The 15,648-nt window shown below is 68.8% G+C and carries 12 protein-coding genes; 5 read left to right on the top strand and 7 right to left on the bottom strand.

Annotated elements, in window-relative coordinates; all coding sequences use genetic code 11:
- Positions 1 to 15: 15 nt before the first annotated feature.
- Together metX and EGD98_RS12850 are read right to left on the bottom strand one after the other, a co-directional pair.
- Complete coding sequence (gene metX / locus EGD98_RS12855; protein WP_220588770.1) at positions 16 to 1,212, bottom strand: homoserine O-acetyltransferase MetX; 1,197 nt, start codon at positions 1,210 to 1,212, stop codon at positions 16 to 18.
- Position 1,213: 1 nt separating this feature from the next.
- On the bottom strand, positions 1,214 to 2,500 hold the full coding sequence (locus tag EGD98_RS12850; RefSeq protein WP_220588769.1) for an O-acetylhomoserine aminocarboxypropyltransferase/cysteine synthase family protein: 1,287 nt from the start codon (positions 2,498 to 2,500) through the stop codon (positions 1,214 to 1,216).
- A 177-nt stretch (positions 2,501 to 2,677) separates the two neighbouring features.
- Here EGD98_RS12850 and EGD98_RS12845 point away from each other — a divergent pair, with 177 nt between their 5' ends.
- Positions 2,678 to 3,631, top strand: a complete 954-nt coding sequence (locus EGD98_RS12845) for an AAA family ATPase (protein ID WP_220588768.1) — start codon at positions 2,678 to 2,680, stop codon at positions 3,629 to 3,631.
- 1 nt (position 3,632) lies between these two features.
- Here EGD98_RS12845 and EGD98_RS12840 read toward each other — a convergent pair whose 3' ends face one another.
- Genes EGD98_RS12840 through EGD98_RS12825 form a run of 4 tightly spaced genes read right to left on the bottom strand, consistent with a single transcriptional unit; the run spans position 3,633 to position 9,533 of the window.
- Positions 3,633 to 5,222, bottom strand: coding sequence for a DUF7519 family protein (locus EGD98_RS12840; protein WP_220588767.1), 1,590 nt, complete (start codon positions 5,220 to 5,222; stop codon positions 3,633 to 3,635).
- Entirely contained in the window at positions 5,219 to 6,571 is a 1,353-nt protein-coding gene (locus EGD98_RS12835) for a DUF58 domain-containing protein (protein ID WP_220588766.1), read from the bottom strand. Before EGD98_RS12835 ends, EGD98_RS12840 begins: the two co-directional genes overlap by 4 nt.
- Positions 6,571 to 7,173 carry a DUF7269 family protein gene (locus EGD98_RS12830; RefSeq protein WP_328762895.1) on the bottom strand — a complete coding sequence of 201 codons (603 nt, stop codon included), beginning with the start codon at positions 7,171 to 7,173 and terminating at the stop codon, positions 6,571 to 6,573. The genes EGD98_RS12835 and EGD98_RS12830 overlap by 1 nt, the downstream gene beginning before the upstream one ends.
- Positions 7,170 to 9,533, bottom strand: a complete 2,364-nt coding sequence (locus EGD98_RS12825; protein ID WP_220588765.1) for a DUF4129 domain-containing protein — start codon at positions 9,531 to 9,533, stop codon at positions 7,170 to 7,172. The genes EGD98_RS12830 and EGD98_RS12825 overlap by 4 nt, the downstream gene beginning before the upstream one ends.
- A 156-nt stretch (positions 9,534 to 9,689) precedes the next feature.
- On the opposite strand from EGD98_RS12825, the gene EGD98_RS12820 reads away from it, so the two are divergent.
- The 3 genes from EGD98_RS12820 to EGD98_RS12810 all read left to right on the top strand — a co-directional run bounded on the left by EGD98_RS12820 (position 9,690) and on the right by EGD98_RS12810 (position 12,162).
- The gene (locus tag EGD98_RS12820; RefSeq protein WP_220588764.1) at positions 9,690 to 9,965 is read left to right on the top strand and encodes a DUF7967 family protein; all 276 of its coding nucleotides are present in this window, start codon (positions 9,690 to 9,692) and stop codon (positions 9,963 to 9,965) included.
- A gap of 218 nt (positions 9,966 to 10,183) precedes the next feature.
- Positions 10,184 to 11,104, top strand: coding sequence for an ABC transporter ATP-binding protein (locus EGD98_RS12815; RefSeq protein ID WP_220588763.1), 921 nt, complete (start codon positions 10,184 to 10,186; stop codon positions 11,102 to 11,104).
- Positions 11,101 to 12,162: an ABC transporter permease subunit gene (locus tag EGD98_RS12810; RefSeq protein ID WP_220588762.1), complete on the top strand. Its 1,062-nt coding sequence runs from the start codon at positions 11,101 to 11,103 to the stop codon at positions 12,160 to 12,162. Before EGD98_RS12815 ends, EGD98_RS12810 begins: the two co-directional genes overlap by 4 nt.
- Positions 12,163 to 12,590: 428 nt before the next feature.
- Here EGD98_RS12810 and ligA read toward each other — a convergent pair whose 3' ends face one another.
- Entirely contained in the window at positions 12,591 to 14,747 is a 2,157-nt protein-coding gene (gene ligA, locus EGD98_RS12805) for an NAD-dependent DNA ligase LigA (RefSeq protein ID WP_220588761.1), read from the bottom strand.
- A gap of 95 nt (positions 14,748 to 14,842) precedes the next feature.
- Here ligA and EGD98_RS12800 point away from each other — a divergent pair, with 95 nt between their 5' ends.
- Positions 14,843 to 15,445, top strand: a complete 603-nt coding sequence (locus EGD98_RS12800; protein ID WP_220588760.1) for a protein sorting system archaetidylserine decarboxylase — start codon at positions 14,843 to 14,845, stop codon at positions 15,443 to 15,445.
- The last annotated feature ends 203 nt before the right edge of the window (positions 15,446 to 15,648 follow it).

The raw sequence follows: 15,648 nt of genomic DNA, 5'->3' as shown, positions 1-15,648 counted from the left end.
GAGGTATGATAAAGCCTAGCTCGAAAAGAGGCTGTTGTGGACCGGCGCGAAGTCCGAGGGCTCCTCGTCGGACTCCTCCGTGTCGGAGATAGCGCTCCCGTCGAGGCCGACCTCGAGGAAGTCGGCGAGTGGCGGCCCGACGTTGTCGGGCTCGACGAGGAAGGCATCGTGGCCGTAATCGGAGTCGACGACGTGGTGGGCGACCGGCGTGTCGGTGGCCCGCAGGGCGTCGGCGAGGGCTTCGGACTGGTCGCTGGTGAAGTGCCAGTCCCCGGTGAAAGACATCACCAGCGCCGCACCGTCGAAGGCCGCCAGCGCGTCGGCGTCTCCCTCGAAGCCGCTCGCGAGGTCGTAGTTGTCCATCGCCCGCGTGAGATAGAGGTAGCTGTTGGCGTCGAAACGCTCGACGAACTTCGAGGCGTTGTAGTCGAGATACGACTCGACGTCCCGGTACGGGAAGAAACGGCCGGCGGGGTCCGTGGGGAAGGCCCGCTCGGCCTCGCGAGTGGCGGCCCGGCGACCGAACCGCCGCTCCATGCTCGACTTCGAGAAGTACATCACGTGGCCGATCTGCCGGGCGAGCGCCAGCCCCTGGTCGGGTTCGGGGCCGTCGTAGTAGTGGCCGCCCTGCCAGTTCTCGTCGGTGGTGATGGCCCGCCGGGCGATACCATCGAGTGCGAGACACTGCGGGTCCAGCCGGCCCGCGGCGGCGATAGGCACTATCTTCTCGACGTGGTCGGGGTGGCGCTTGGCCCACTCCAGGACGTTCATGCCGCCGACGCTGCCGCCGACGACCGCGTAGAGGGCGGGGACGCCCAGTTCGTCCAGCACCCGGCGCTGGGCCTCGGTCCAGTCGGCCACAGTTACGGGCGGGAAGTCGGGCCCGTAGGGCTCGCCGGTCTCGGGGTTCGTACTCGACGGGCCACTGGAGCCATAACAGGAGCCGGGGACGTTCACACAGACGACGAAGTACTCCGTCGTGTCGATGGCTTTCCCCGGGCCGACGATATCGTCCCACCAGGCGTAGGCCTGGTCGCCCTCCTCGAAGCGGCCCCGCGAGGCGACGTGAGCGCTCCCGGTCAGGGCGTGACAGACCAGCACGGCGTTGTCACCCGTAAAGTCGCCGTAGGTCTCGTAGGCCAGTTCGAGGTCGTCGATGGTCTCCCCGCACTGGAACTCGAACTCGCCGACGGAGACGGTGTTCGAATCCATCTCAGCTCACCCTCGCGATGGCGTCGTCGATATCTTCGAGGATGTCTTCGGGGTCCTCGATGCCGACGCTCATCCGGACGAGGTCAGGGCTGACGCCGCTTGCCCGCTGTTCGTCCTCGGAGAGCTGTGCGTGGGTAGTGCTGGCGGGGTGGATGACCAGCGTCTTCGCGTCGCCGATGTTCGCGAGGAACTGCGCGAGTTCGGTCTCCTCACAGAAGCCCTTGCTGGCCTCGAAGCCGCCCTCGAGGCCGAAGGTGACGACGCCGCCGAACCCGCCCTCGAGATACTCGGCGGCGAGTGCGTGGGTCTCGTGGGATTCGAGCCCGGGATAGGTGACCCACGACACATCGGGGTGGTCCTCGAGGTGTTCGGCCACCGTCAGCGCGTTCGAGCAGTGTCGCTCCATCCGCAAGGAGAGGGTCTCGGTGCCCTGCAAGGTCGCCCAGGCGTCGAACGGTTTCTGGCCGTCACCGAGCGCGCGCAGGCCGCGCTGGCGGGCGGCCACGGCGAACGCGCGGTCCCCGAAGCGCTCCGAAAAGTCGAAGCCCCAGGCGGGGTTCTCCCCGCCGATTTCGGGGTACTTCTCGCCATGCTCGCCCCAGGGGAACGAGCCGCCGTCGGCGAGCACGCCGCCCACGGTCGTCCCGGAGCCGTGGATCCACTTCGTCGTCGACTCCCAGACGATGTCGGCGCCGTGTTCGAGCGGGCGACAGAGCGCCGGCGTGCCGAAGGTGTTGTCGACGAAGAAGGGGACGCCGTGGTCGTGGGCCACGTCGGCGATTTCCTGCAGCGGCGGGACGACGAGCGAGGGGTTGCCGATGGTCTCACAGTGGACGTAGGCGGTGTCGTCGTCGATGGCCGCGGCGTAGGCGTCGGGGTCGAGCGTGTCGACGAAGCGCGTCTCAACGGCGCGCTGGCTGGCGGTGTTCGCGAGATAGGAGTGGGTGCCACCGTAGATAGAGGACGCCGAGACCACGTTGTCGCCCGCACTCGCGAGGACGGTCGTCGCGGCGTCCAGAGCGGCCATCCCGGAGCCGGTCGCGACGGCGTCGACGGCCCCCTCCAGCGACGCCAGCCGTTTCTCCAGCATCCGCACCGTCGGGTTGTCGAATCGGGAGTAGACGTTGCCGTCGTCCTCCAGGGCGTATCGGTCGGCCGCGGTCGCCGCGTCCTCGAAAACGTACGAAGAAGTCTGATATATTGGCGGGGCTCGGGCCCCTGTGGCCGGGTCCGGCTCCTCCTGGCCGGCGTGGACACAGCGTGTCCCGAAGCCGTAGTGGTCAGTCATGTGTGGTGTGCATATATCTCCACACATCTATAACCACGAGTTACGGCAATACTCTCCCCGATGCCTGCCAGTAGATGACAGGGCAGGCCCCGAGGGGCGGCTGTCGCGAGCCGTATTACCCAGTCACCGGTCCCTGACAGCGACAGGATATTTCATGGATGGTTCCCATTGGCGAATATGGACCACACCGCCGTGGGGGAGACGTGTGACCGCATCCTCGACACCGTCGGCGAGGCCGTCATCGCCGACGACCGGTTTCTGGAGACCGTACTGACTGGCATCCTGGCCCGTGGCCACGTCCTGCTTGAAGACGTCCCCGGGACGGGGAAGACACTCACAGCCCAGTCCTTCGCGACCGCGCTGGACCTATCCTTCAACCGCATCCAGTTCACCCCGGACCTGCTCCCGGGCGATATCACCGGGTCGAACGTCTTCGACGAGGCGACCGGGACCTTCGAGTTCCAGCCCGGCCCCGTCTTCGCCAACGTCGTGCTGGCCGACGAAATCAATCGGGCGCCGCCCAAGACCCAGGCCGCGCTGCTGGAGGCGATGGGCGAGGGACAGGTCACCGTCGACGGCGACACCCACGACCTGCCCGACCCCTTCTTCGTCATCGCCACGCAGAACCCGGTCGAGCAGGAGGGGACCTTCGGACTCCCGGAGGCCCAGCGGGACCGCTTCATCGTCAAGACCGAGATGGGCTATCCCGACTTCTCGGGCGAGCGCGAACTGCTCGAACGCCGGGCCGACCGCACCGCACAGGCGCCCTCTGTCACGGGAGTCATCGACGGCCAGCAGGTCACTGAACTCCAGGCGGCCGTCGAGCGGGTCACCGTCGACGGAAAGTTGCTGGACTACATCGTCGAACTGGCCCGGGCCACCCGCGAGGACGACCGCGTCAACGTCGGCGTCTCGCCCCGCGGTATCCAGCGGCTGTTCGAGGTGACCCGCGCCGCCGCCGTCCTGGAGCGCCGGGAGTACGCGGTGCCCGACGACGTCAAACGCGTCGTCGAGCCGGTCTTTGCCCACCGCATCGTGCTGACGGCCGACGCGAGCGTGCGAGGGGTCGACCAGTCACAGGTGGTCGCGGACGTGCTCGACAGCGTCGAGGTGCCGGCCGTCACGGCGTGAGCTAGCGCAGCGCGACGGCGAGGACGATGGCCGCAAACAGCGCGACGACCAGGGTGACGTAGCCTGTCCCCGGCGCCACCGCGAGAGTGCCACGGGAGACGTCGAGGACGACCAGGGTCAGAGCGACGCCCACGCCACCGACGGCGACCGTCCCGCCCGCGTGGGTCAGTTCCGTCCGGCGCGTCTCGGCGGCGGGCCCCACCTCGCGTCGCAGCGTCCGTCCGAAGGTGCCGGCGTCCCAGACCACCACCGCACCGACCAGCCCGGCGAGGACGAGCCACGTCGAGACGCCCATCGTCGCCGCGAAGACGGTCGCGCCGAACAGGCCAGCAGCGCCGATGTGGACGCCGGGGTTGCGCTCGTCGAGGTAGTGGGTCACCAGCGCGAGCCAGAGGCAGCCGACCGCAGTGCTCGTGACGCTGAGCAGGGCGAGCCCGGCCACCAGTAAGACGAGCCCGGCGCCATAGGACCCGACCAGCGGCGTCACGAGCCGGGTGACGCCGGCGGCGACCGGGGCGGGTGCGGCCGACTGGACCGTCGCCAGGAGGGCATCGAGGAGCGGCGTGGCCACGACGAAGAGTCCGCCGGCCAGCAGGCTCCCGCCGACGTAGGGCGCGAGCACCGTCGCCAGCCGGTCGGCCGAACTCCGGGCAGCCCGCTGGACCAGCCACACCGCCAGGCGCACCACGACGCTGGCGACGAACACTGTCCAGAGGGCCTGTCGAACGCCGGGACTGCCAGTGAGACTGACCGTCAGGTCGTAGAGCCCCGCCGGGAACGTGTCGGCGATGACGGCCTGTCCCCGCCCGGTTTCGATACCCAGCGCGAGGAGTCCCACGGCGACCGCGGCGACACTCGCGATGCCCAGCGCCCGGCTGGCCGACTCGACGGCGTCAGACAGGTCGGCGTCGTCGGTCGTCTCCGCGAGCAGCTCCGTCAGCGGCAGCGACATCATGGCCCGCTCGAAGGCGATGGTGACGACGGCGAGGAACAGACAGAACACGGCGATATGTGTCCGTCCCGGGGTCGGCGCGAACAGCAGGTCGACGACCGGCGCGAGGAGCGCACCCAGAGGCGTCCCCGACCCGTCGCCGCTCGAAGAGAGCCTGACGATGCCCGACGCGACGGACACCCCGGCGGCCACGGTAAGTGGCACCATCGTCCGGCCCGCGAGCCCGACGGCGGCCAGCGCCCGGTCGTGGTCGTAGACGCCCCACGGCGCGGTTGCGGCTCCGAAGGCGGAAAGCAGCCCGCCGAGGGCGACCAGCGCCGCCGCAGCGACGCCGGGACCCGTGTTACCCCCGCCGATGGCGATACCGATTGCACCCCCGGCTACCGCCAGCAACCCGACGGCAGTCGGCACCACGAGCAGGCTCGCGAAGAGGTGCCCGACAGCGGTCCACCGCTCCCAGCCGGCCAGCCACAGCGAGCCGGCGAGTGCCAGCCCGGTCGCCGCGACGACCGGCAGCAGTCGGCCAAGGCCCGTCTGCAGGAACAGGAGCGACGAGAGCACGGCGGCGAGACCGACGACGACCGCACGGCTGGTCGGGGGCAGTCCCGCCTCGTGAGTGGGTGAGTCGTCCATAGTCATACACTGAACAGGTCCGCGACCGAGGCGCGCAGCGCCACGTCGATAGGGCTATCGAGGTCCCAGTCGACGACGGTCGCGCCGGCCAGTTCCGCCCGGCGGAGCCGGGCCGCTCGGTCGAGGGCGAACAGCGACGTGCCGACGGTGTCGCGACGGGCGATATCCGGCGAGACCAGCGTCGTCGGGTAGCCACGCCGGGAGAACGCCTCGACACACGCCGTCGCCCAGTCGTCCGCAAGCGGCGAGAAGACGGCGACCTGAGCCGTCGCCGGGAGCCGGGCGAGCACCGCCTCCAGGGCCTCGTCCCCGACGCCGCCGTCGGTCGTCAGCGCGCTCGACTGTTGGATGGTCCCCTCGGGTTCGGGGGTCGCGGTCGCCGCCCGAGCCGCGGCGGCGCCGACGCCGTCGAACAGCTGTGCGACCCGCGCGGCCGTGTGGTCGTCGGTGTCGTCGACCCAGGCCAGCCCGTCGGGTCCGAGTCCGCCGGGGACGTCCTCGTCGGCGAGCCCGACCGCGGCGACGCTGACGACGACGTTCGCGGCCGACAGCGCGTCGAAGAGCCGCTCGGCCGCGTAGGCCGACAGCTCCGCCCCCGTCGGATAGCCCGGCTCGGGGGTCAGGCGGGCGGCCGGCCTGGCGTCGACAATCAAGACGGTTCGCACCGCCTGCTCCTCGCGGTAGTCGATGGTCGTCAGCTCGCCCGTCTTGGCGTAGCGGCGCCAGTCCAGCCGGTTGACCGGGTCGCCGTGCTGGTAGCTGCGCGTCGAGTGGAACTCGATACCGTCCCCGCCGCTGTCCGTCGGCAGCGTCCCAGCCCGCGGGAGCGTGGCGTCCGTCAGCGGGACCTCCGAGACCGTGTTGGCACAGGTGAGTGTCCCGTCGCCGTCGGCCGCCAGTTCGACAGTCACCTCGTCGCTGGCCGAGAGCGTCCGGATTCGGACCGCGGTCGGGCCGAAGGTGTAGCTCCCCCGCTTTGCCATCACCGAGTACGTCACCGTCTCGCGCCCGCCCGCGGGCAGTGAGATACAGGCCCGCGGGGCGCCGTCGACGACCGCCAGTTCCTCGGGCACACCGTCGATGAGGCGCACGTCCGTCAGCGCCGCCGGCCCGGTGTTCTCGACGGTAAGTGCCACCTGTACCGGCTCGCCGGGCGTCGGCTCGCCGTCGACCACAGTACGGGAGACCGACAGGGCGGCGTCGGGCGGAACCCGCGAGAGCGAGCCGTAGACGATGTAGGAGAGCGGGACGACGACCGCCGCCAGCAACAGCGTGTTCCCCCACAGAAAGCCCACGCTGACGAGGGTGAGCGCCGCGGCGACGCCGCCGCGCCAGCGGTGGACGCGCCGTCCCATCAAGACGGCCCCCGGCGGAGGTCGTCGATGGCGCTGACCGTCCGTTTCACCCGTCGCTCGCGCTCGCTCTCCGGGTCCAGCCAGAGCCGCAACCGAGCCACCAGCGGCTGCGGTCGGTCGGGCGACAGCAGCGCCGCCGCGACGGTGTCGTCGGTCCACTCGCCGTCGGCGACGGCCCGGGTGGCCCGCTCGCGGGCGACCTCTGCCTCCAAGGCGTAGGTCGTCACCGCTGTGGCCCGGAGCCGGTCGACCAGCGCGTCCATGGCGCCCGGCTCGTCGGCGACAGCCGACTCGTACCGCTCGTCCAGGCCCGCACCGGAAAGGGGCGTCTCCTCGGCGGTGACCGACTCCGGCGGCGTCTCGACGGCGCTGTCGAAGCTGGTCGTCCGCCGTCCGCCGTGGCCGACGTGCCACGCGGTCAGAAGCCCGACGACGCCGACCAGCGCACCGACCCAGAGCGGGTCCACCATCTCGGTCGCCTGTCGAAGCGTCGGGAGCAGTCCGCCAAGGGCGTCCGGCGCGAACACGAGCACGCCGGCGACGACGGTGCCCGCCAGGCCGACGAGACCGAATCCGAACAGCTTGAACCGACGGAGATTCACGCGGCGTCCCCCCCATCCTCGGCGCCAGCGTCGGCCTCCACGCTGCGCTCGATGGTCTCGATGGCGCGCTCGACGGCCGTGACGTGGTCGCCCGGGTCGTACTGCCCGTACTCGACGGCCCGATAGGCCTCCCTGAGTACCCCGACGGCCTCGGCCGGGAGGTCGTCCGCCTCGACGGCGTGGGCGGCGATTTCGCCCGGCGTCGCGGTGTCGGTCCGGCGCAAGGAGACGTGCTCGACGAGGCGCCCCCACGCGGCGCGGATGGTGGTCCGGTCGTCGGCGGGGTCGCGCTCGTCGATACGCGGGTCGGCGTTGCGGGCGGCGGTCGCCGCCGCGTCGGCAGAGGCCCTCGCCGCCGCGACTTTCGCCACAGCCCAGGCCCGAAGCGCCGCCCACAGCGCCGCAGGCGTCCGCCGACGTGTGAGGAACGCCCGCAGCGCCGCGACGGTCAGAACGATGCGGGCCCGGAGGCGACCGAGTGCGCCATCGAGGGCGGCGGCCAGCCACAGCAGGCTGTTGACGGCAAGCTGGGTCGCCCGTCGGAGCCAGGCCGTGACGGTGGCCCGGGAGACGCCCCGGCGGCGGAGGAGATATCCCGCGCCGCCAGCGAGCGCGAGCGCCCCCACGAGGACGCCGGCGAGGTTGACGAAGAGACCGCCGACGACGGCCTCGCTGCGCTGGCCGTACTGCCTGACGGTGACGGTTGCGCTCCCCGCGAACGGGAGCGTCAGGCGCGCGGTGCCGTTGCCGTCCGTCTCGGCGACCGCCTCGCCGTCGAGCACGACTGTCGCGTTCGGGACCGGCTCGCCGCCGGCGGTGACGGTCACGGCGAGTCCGGTGCCCGGCAGCGCGAGCGGAAGCGTCGGCTCCGTCTCGACGCCGAGTCCGTCGAGGGTCACTGTCCGCGTCCCGTTGACGGCGTCACGCGAGACGCCGATGGTGTAGTTCCCCGGCTCCGCCGGCAGCGAGACGGTCGCTGTGCCGCTGCCGTCGGTCGTCGCGACGCGCTCGCCGTCGATGGTCACCGCCGCCGACCGCACCGGGACGCCGTCGATGGTCGCGGTCAGAGTGACGTTTTGCCCGGTGACGACCGGGCCCGAGAGCGACACCGAGACGTTGGTGTTCACGGTGAAACTCTCGTTTTCCACCTGCGCGGGAGGCGGGGCCGAGAGCGCGAACAGCCGGTCACCGCGAGGCCGTGGCGGCGCCGACAGCGACTGCTGGGTCCCCGATTCGAGCGTGATGTTCAGCTGGTCCTCGTAGGGGACTCGACCGACGACGGTGCCCGCCTCGTCCGTCGTGCCGATCGGGTCGCCGTTGAACGACACCTGCACACCGCCCGCCGGCTCTCCGTCGCGGGTCACCGTGACCTCGACGACGGCCCCGGCCGTCGCCGAGCGGTTCAGCGTGACGTTGTAGCTATCGGTCTCTGTGTCATCGACGGTCTCGCCGTCGCTCGTCTCGTCGCCAGTGCTACCGTCGCTCGTCTGGTCCCTGGTGTCGCCGTCGCCCGTCTGGTCACCGGTGTCGCCATCGCCCGTCTGGTCACCGGTGTCGCCGTCGCTCGTCTCGTCGCCAGTGCTACTGTCGCTCGTCTGGTCCCCGGTGTCGCCGTCGCCCGTCTGGTCACCGGTGTCGCCATCACCCGTCCGGCCCCCGGTGTCGCCGTCGCCCGTCTGGTCCCCGGTGTCACCGTCGCTCGTCTGGTCACCGGTGTCGCCGTCGCCCGTCTGGTCCCCAGTGTCTCCGTCGCTCGTCTGGTCACCAGTGTCTCCGTCGCTCGTCTGGTCACCAGTATTCCCATCGCCCGCCTGGTCACCAGTGTCACCGTCGCCCGCCTGGTCACCAGTATCCCCATCGCCCGTCTGGTTCACAGTCTCGCTACCGCCCTCACCGCCGGTGTCGTCGCTGCTGTCCGTCTGACCGACGTTCTCGCCGCTCGTCCGGTTCCCGGTTTCCCCACCACTCGCCTGTCCGCTGGTGTCGCTATCACCAGGCCGGTTCCCGGCCGCGCCACCGCTTGCCTGCTCCCCGGTACCGTTCCCGGCGGCGTCGTCCAGCGACCCGGTCGGCGTGGCCCCGGAGCGCTGGCTGGACCGCTCCAACTGTTCGTCGGGCGTCAGACGCCCGTCACCGGGCGTCACGTTCCCCTCGCCGGACCCTGGTTCGGCCCCAGCCCCGTCAGACGACCCGCCAAAGGGCACGCTCTCGGGGCCGACCGACTCGACCCCGCCGGCAAGTGACAGCGTGGGCAACGCCGCCGCCGCAAACACCACCGCGAGAATACAGACGAGAGCGAGGCCCGCTCGGAGTGGTTCTCGCCCGGGAGAAACGTCGTCGAAAGGGTCAGTACCTGACATACAGATGACGGACTGTCTCGCCTGAACCTGAACTATCCAGGCTAATAAACCTACGGACAGAATCGCCAGCCGTATGGCAAATTCTGCGTCCGACGGCCCCGCTCTCGGTGTCCCGCACCGCAAACCCCTTTCGACCGCCGGGGCTACTGCTCACTCATGACCGAGTCCGAAGCGACGGTCCAGTGCTGGCTGGTCGAGCGGTCGAGTTTCGGCGACGAACGGATGGTGACGCTCGTCTACGCGACGACCGACGGCGAGCGACAGCTCACCAAGCAGCTGTCGACGAACCTCCTGATGCGGACCGCGGTAACGGCCGCGAAAGACGTCGAGCCGGAACGACTGACACCGGTCGAGGAACCAGAGACCCGCGAGCGGTACGCGACGGAAGCCCAGCGGATGGCCGACACACACGACCCCGATGATGAAGTGTGATAGTAGCGACTAATATGAAAGACTATCCCACGACCACATTTTCCCCGTCGGGCCCGCTCGCGTCTGCTCACGGGCTGGGTGGCGGCTTTGCCGCCACGTTGTGTGGTTGCGGGCCGTCGGCCCGCAACCCGACGGCGAAAAACGTGGGCGAAAGAGCACCAGTCATACTCGCCTGACAATATGAAAGACTATACCTGAGGCTGGTCCAACCGTCGCGTATGACCGCCATCGAACTGGACGGCCTCCGCAAGGAGTACGCCGACGTCGTCGCCCTGGACGGCGTCGACCTCACCGTCGAAGAGGGTGAGGTCTTTGGCTTTCTCGGTCCGAACGGCGCCGGGAAGTCCACCACCATCAACATCCTCCTCGATTTCGTCCGACCGACGGCCGGGTCGGCCACAGTCCTGGGTCACGACGTCCACGAAGAATCAGAAGCCATCCGCGAGCGCATCGGCGTGCTCCCGGAGGGGTACGAGGTGTACGAACGCCTGACGGGTCGGGAACACATGGAGTTCGTCATCGAGTCGAAAGACGCCGACGACGACCCGAAGGAGCTGCTCGAACGCGTCGGCGTCGCCGACGCCATCGACCGCCGGGCCGGCGGCTACTCCAAGGGGATGAAACAGCGTCTCGTCCTGGCGATGGCACTGGTCGGCGAGCCCGACCTCCTCATCCTCGACGAGCCGACCACCGGGCTGGACCCGAACGGCGCCCGCGAGATGCGCGAACTCATCCGCGAGGAGAGCGAGCGCGGCGCGACCGTCTTCTTCTCCTCGCACATCCTCAGCCAGGTCGAAGCCGTCTGTGACACCGTCGGCATCCTGCAGGACGGCCAGCTCATCGCAAAGGACACCGTCGAGGGGCTGCGCGACGCCCAGGGTGACATGACGATGGTCGTCACCGTCGGCGACACCGACGGTATCGAGGGTGCGCTCGACGAGATTCGGTCCCTCTCGTCGGTGTCGGGCGCGCAACTGGACACCGACCGCGTGACCGTCAACTGCGAGCGCGACGCGAAGATGTCCGTCCTCAACGCCTTCGAGGACAACGGCATCCCCGTCGAGGACTTCGAGACTCAGGAGGCCTCGCTGGAGGACCTCTTCAGCAGCTACACCGAACAGGAGGAGGTGACAGCATGAGCACAGAGCAAGGAGGCCTCGCTGGCCTCGACCGGACGCTCCGGCACACCTTCGGCTGGTACACCGTCTCGAAGAAGGAGTTCAAGGACGCCATCCGCTCGAAGGGGCTGTGGATACTGGGCGCGTTTTTCACGCTGTTGTTCGTCCTCCCCGTCGCGCGAGTGTGGTGGACCAACGCCGCGGAGGGCGACAGTCAGCTCGCCCAGCTGGTCCAGCAAAACGGGATGCAGGCGATACTGTCCGGGGTCTACCTGAACCGGGTGACGATACTGCTGCCCATCATCGCCATCTTCGTCGGCTACGCCGCCATCTCCAAGGAACGGACGAGCGGGTCGCTGAAGCTACTGTTGTCGCTGCCCAACTCCCGGCGTGACGTCCTCATCGGGAAGGTCATCGGTCGGTGTGCCGTGCTGGGCGTCCCGCTAATCGCCTCGCTCGCGTTCACTGCGCTCTTTATCACCCTCTCGAGCATAACGTTCAAGCCCGAGCTGTTCGCGCTGTTCTCGCTGTTCTCGGTGCTGTACGCGCTCGTCTTCGTCGCCATAACGGTCTCTATCTCGGGGGCCTTCTCCAAGAGCAGCTACTCCGGCATCGCGAACTTCGTCGTCTACATGTACTCCACGTTCGCGTGGAACCTCTCGGTCAACAGTCTCGCCGACATCCTCACCAACGGCATCTCCATCGGGAGCATCGACACCGGCCCGCTCATCGGCGGTACCGTGCGCTGGAACCTCGTCTTGCTCCTGAAGATTGCCAACCCCAACCAGGCCTACAAGACGCTGGTCAACTCGATGCTGAACACGGGCGACTCCCCGGTGCTTTCGGCCCGTCTCCAGATGTTCGGTCGGGGCGCCGACACCAGAACGGTCTGTACCAACGTCCTCAACGGGAACGTCGAGACCGTCCAGACCATCATCGGCGAGCAGGTCACCTGTACGGCCGGGTCCGGCGGCGTGCCGTTCTACTTCTCCGACCCCGTCGTCTTCGCGGCGATGGTATCGTGGTTCGGTATCGCCGCCGCTCTCAGCTACTACACCTTCAACATCGTCGACCTGTAGCAGCGGTTTCTGTTTTCGTTTTCATTCGTGCTGTTTCTAGCGGCCAGCGAACCCCGTGCGCAGCATGTCTTGACCGCAACGACAACAGCCAGAAAGCCCCGGCTGGCTGAACTCGGGGGTGGTTCGAGAGAGCGAAGCTCTCTCGTCATCACGGAAGACCACCGGTCTTCCGAACGACCTCGCTGCGGTCCTCGGCCTTCGGCCTGCGGTCCTTGTGATCTGAAAATCGCGAAGCGATTTTCATCATCCCGCGAGAGCGGAGCTCTCGCGAGGACGTCGCCCGCCTTCGTTCAGCCAGCCGCCCCTTTTAGTCCCGCCCGTAGCTGGTTGGGCAGCCGATATGGGTGGGACTGAAAGGGGCCGGGGGCTTTCTGGCTCTCAGGCCGACTCACTGCTGAGATGATTATGACGGTTGTGAATGACCTATCTTACAGCACGCCCTTCGATTCGAGCAGCTCCACGAATTCGTCCTCGGAGAGCATCTCGACGTCGTTTGCTTCGGCGTCGTCGCGCTTTCGCTGGCCCGCGTTCTCGCCGACGACCAGATAATCGGTGTTGCCGGAGACGCTGGAGGTCGCCGACCCGCCGGCTCGCTCGACGAGGTCCTGGGCGTCGCCGCGGGTATAGCCCTCTAGCGAGCCGGTAAAGACGACGGTCAGGCCCTCCAGAGCGTCGCCGGTCGACTGGTCGGCGTCCTGCGGGTCGACGTGCTCGAGCAGGCGGGAAAGCACTTCTCGGTTCCCCTCGCCCCGGAAGAAGTCGACGATACTGCGGGCGACGACGGGACCGACGTCGGGGACGGACTCGAACGCCTCGAACGCCGCCTGGCCGTCGTCCTCCCCGACGACGTCACCGAGTGTCACCTGGCCGTCGGACGGTTCGTCGTCGCCCTCGGCGGCCTCGCGGATGGCCTCGAAGCTCCCGAACTCCTGTGCGAGATTGCGCGCGGTGACGCCGCCGACCTGCGGGATGCCAAGCGCCGTGAGGAAGTCCTCGAGCGCGGGCTCGCGGGCAGCGTCGAGTTCGTCGACGAGGTTCTGTGCGCTCGTCTCGCCCCACCCCTCCAGTTCCGCGAGCTCCGCGACCGAGAGCTCGTAGAGGTCCGCAGCGTTCTCGACGAGGCCCGCATCGAGCAGCTGTTCGACGGCCTTCTCGCCCAGCCCCTCGATGTCCAGCCCGTCGCGGCTGGCGTAGTGCTCGACGGAGCGTTCGCGCTGGGCAGGACAGGTGAGTCCGCCGGTACAGAACGCCATGGGGCCGTCCCGCTCTACCTGACTGCCACAGGCCGGGCAGGTGTCGGGAAATTCGAAGTGGCCGTCGCCGTTCCCCTCGACGACCTCGACGACGTCGGGGATGACGTCGCCCGCCCGTTTGATGCGCACGAGGTCGCCCGGGCCCACCCCGAGTTCCTCGATGAGCGAGGGGTTGTGCAGCGAGGCCCGCGTCACGGTGACGCCGCCGACCTCGACCGGGTCCATGAGCGCTACCGGGGTGAGCCGGCCGGTCCGTCCCACCTGGACGACGATATCCCGGACCGTGGTTTCCTCCTTCCGGGCGGGGAACTTGTAGGCGAAGGCCCACCGGGGCGCCCGGCTGGTCGCCCCCAGCAGGTCGCAGGCGTCGCCGTCGTTGACCTTCAGGACGACGCCGTCGATCTCGTAGTCGAGGTCGTCCCGGGCCGCCAGCTGCTGGTCGCGGTAGTCGATGGCCGCGTCGATGTCCTCGACCAGGTCGTCCCGGTCACAGACCCGCAGGCCCCACTCGGGCAGCTGTTCGTGGATGGCCGCGTGACTCTCGAAGTCGACGCTCGAATCGAGCACGCCGAAGAAGAAGACGGCGAGGGGGCGTTCGGCCGTAATCGTCGGGTCCAGCTGTCTGAGTGTTCCGGCGGCGGCGTTGCGGGGGTTCGCGAAGGGGTCCTCGCCGTTCTCGACGCGCTCGCGGTTGTAGGCGGTAAAGGCCTCGCGTGGCATGTACACCTCGCCGCGCACGGCGAGGAAGTCGGGGTAGTCCCCGCGCAGGCGCTGGGGAACACTCCCGATGGTCCGGACGTTCTCGGTCACGTCCTCGCCGACCGCGCCGTCGCCACGGGTGGCCGCCCGGACGTACTCGCCGTCCTCGTAGACGACTTCGACGGAGAGCCCGTCGAATTTGGGCTCACAGAAGTACTGTATCTCGCCGTCGTAGTCGGCATCCTGCAGTCCCCGCTGGACGCGCTCGTCGAACTCCCGAACCTCGGCGACCTCGCCACCCTGGTCGATAGAGCCCATCGGCGCGACGTGTTCGACCTCGCCGAGTTCGTCCAGTGGCTCGCCGCCGACCCGCTGGGTCGGGCTCCCCTCGGTGTCGAGGTCGAACTCGTCTTCGAGGGCCTGGAGTCGCGAGAACAGGGCGTCGTAGGCCCGGTCGCCGATAGCGGGGTCGGCCTCGACGTAGTAGCGGTAGTCGTGGTAGCGAATCGCCTCGCGGAGCTTTCCGGCCTGCTCGTGGGCTGGGTCCTCGTCCAGTTCGTCGACGGGCGTGAACTCCGTGCCGGGGTCGGAGACGTAGGGGTTGTCCGAGGGTCGGGACGGGTCGGCTGTCATTGGCGACAGTGGTGAACGCTCCCTCTTTGAACGTTCGATGCCGCGCGGAACTTTGCATCACAAGACACTTGTCCGACATGTGAGTGTCGGCGGGCATGCAGGTCGCCACCGGCAGTCTTCGATACGCCGCCGTGCCGGCGGCGCTGGCTATCCCGGCCGCCGTCGCCTCGCCCGCCGCGAGCGCCGTGTTGCTCGCCGTCGCGGTCGCTATCCTCGTCTTCCACCGAGACCCCGACCGGTCGACACCGCCGACTGGGGTCGTCTCGCCGGCCGACGGCCACGTGGCCGTCGTCCGCGAGGAGGGCGACCGGGTCCGTGTGGGCATCTACATGCGGGGCCGTGACGTCCACGTCAATCGCGCACCGATGGCCGGCGTCGTCGAAGCCGTCGAACACGAGCCCGGCGCGAACAAGCTCGCTTTCCGCAAGGAGTCCGAACGCAACGAGCGGCTCCGTTTCCAGTTCGAGGAGTACACCGCCGAAATGATAGCCGGAGCCTTCGCCCGCCGGACCTACTCGTACGTCTCGCCCGGCGAGTTCGTCGAGCGTGGCCAGCGCATCGGCCACATCTCCTTTTCCAGTCGCTTCGACATCGTCCTCCCGCCCGAGTACGACCCGGACGACCTCACCGTCGCGGAGGGCGCCCGGGTACTGGCAGGTGAGACGGTTGTCGCCCGGCCACCGGAGACGGTGTCCTGAGTGTTCTGTCTGACTAACGCTCTGTTACACCCCGCTCGAGCGCCAGCGAACGGTCCGACAGTGAGACAGCGCCAACCGTCGATACAATCCCGCCTGAATCCATCGGTCAACCCGCGCTTGAGCCTGACGACACCGTTCAACCCGCCCTTGAATGGGGCCCCATCCAGGGGTTTTGCTGTTCCAGTGACGCACCACACTCTCGG

It is taken from the genome of Haloarcula salinisoli (genome assembly GCF_019599405.1).
GTDB classification, from domain to species: domain Archaea; phylum Halobacteriota; class Halobacteria; order Halobacteriales; family Haloarculaceae; genus Haloarcula; species Haloarcula salinisoli.
This window is presented reverse-complemented; position numbering and strand designations above follow the sequence as displayed.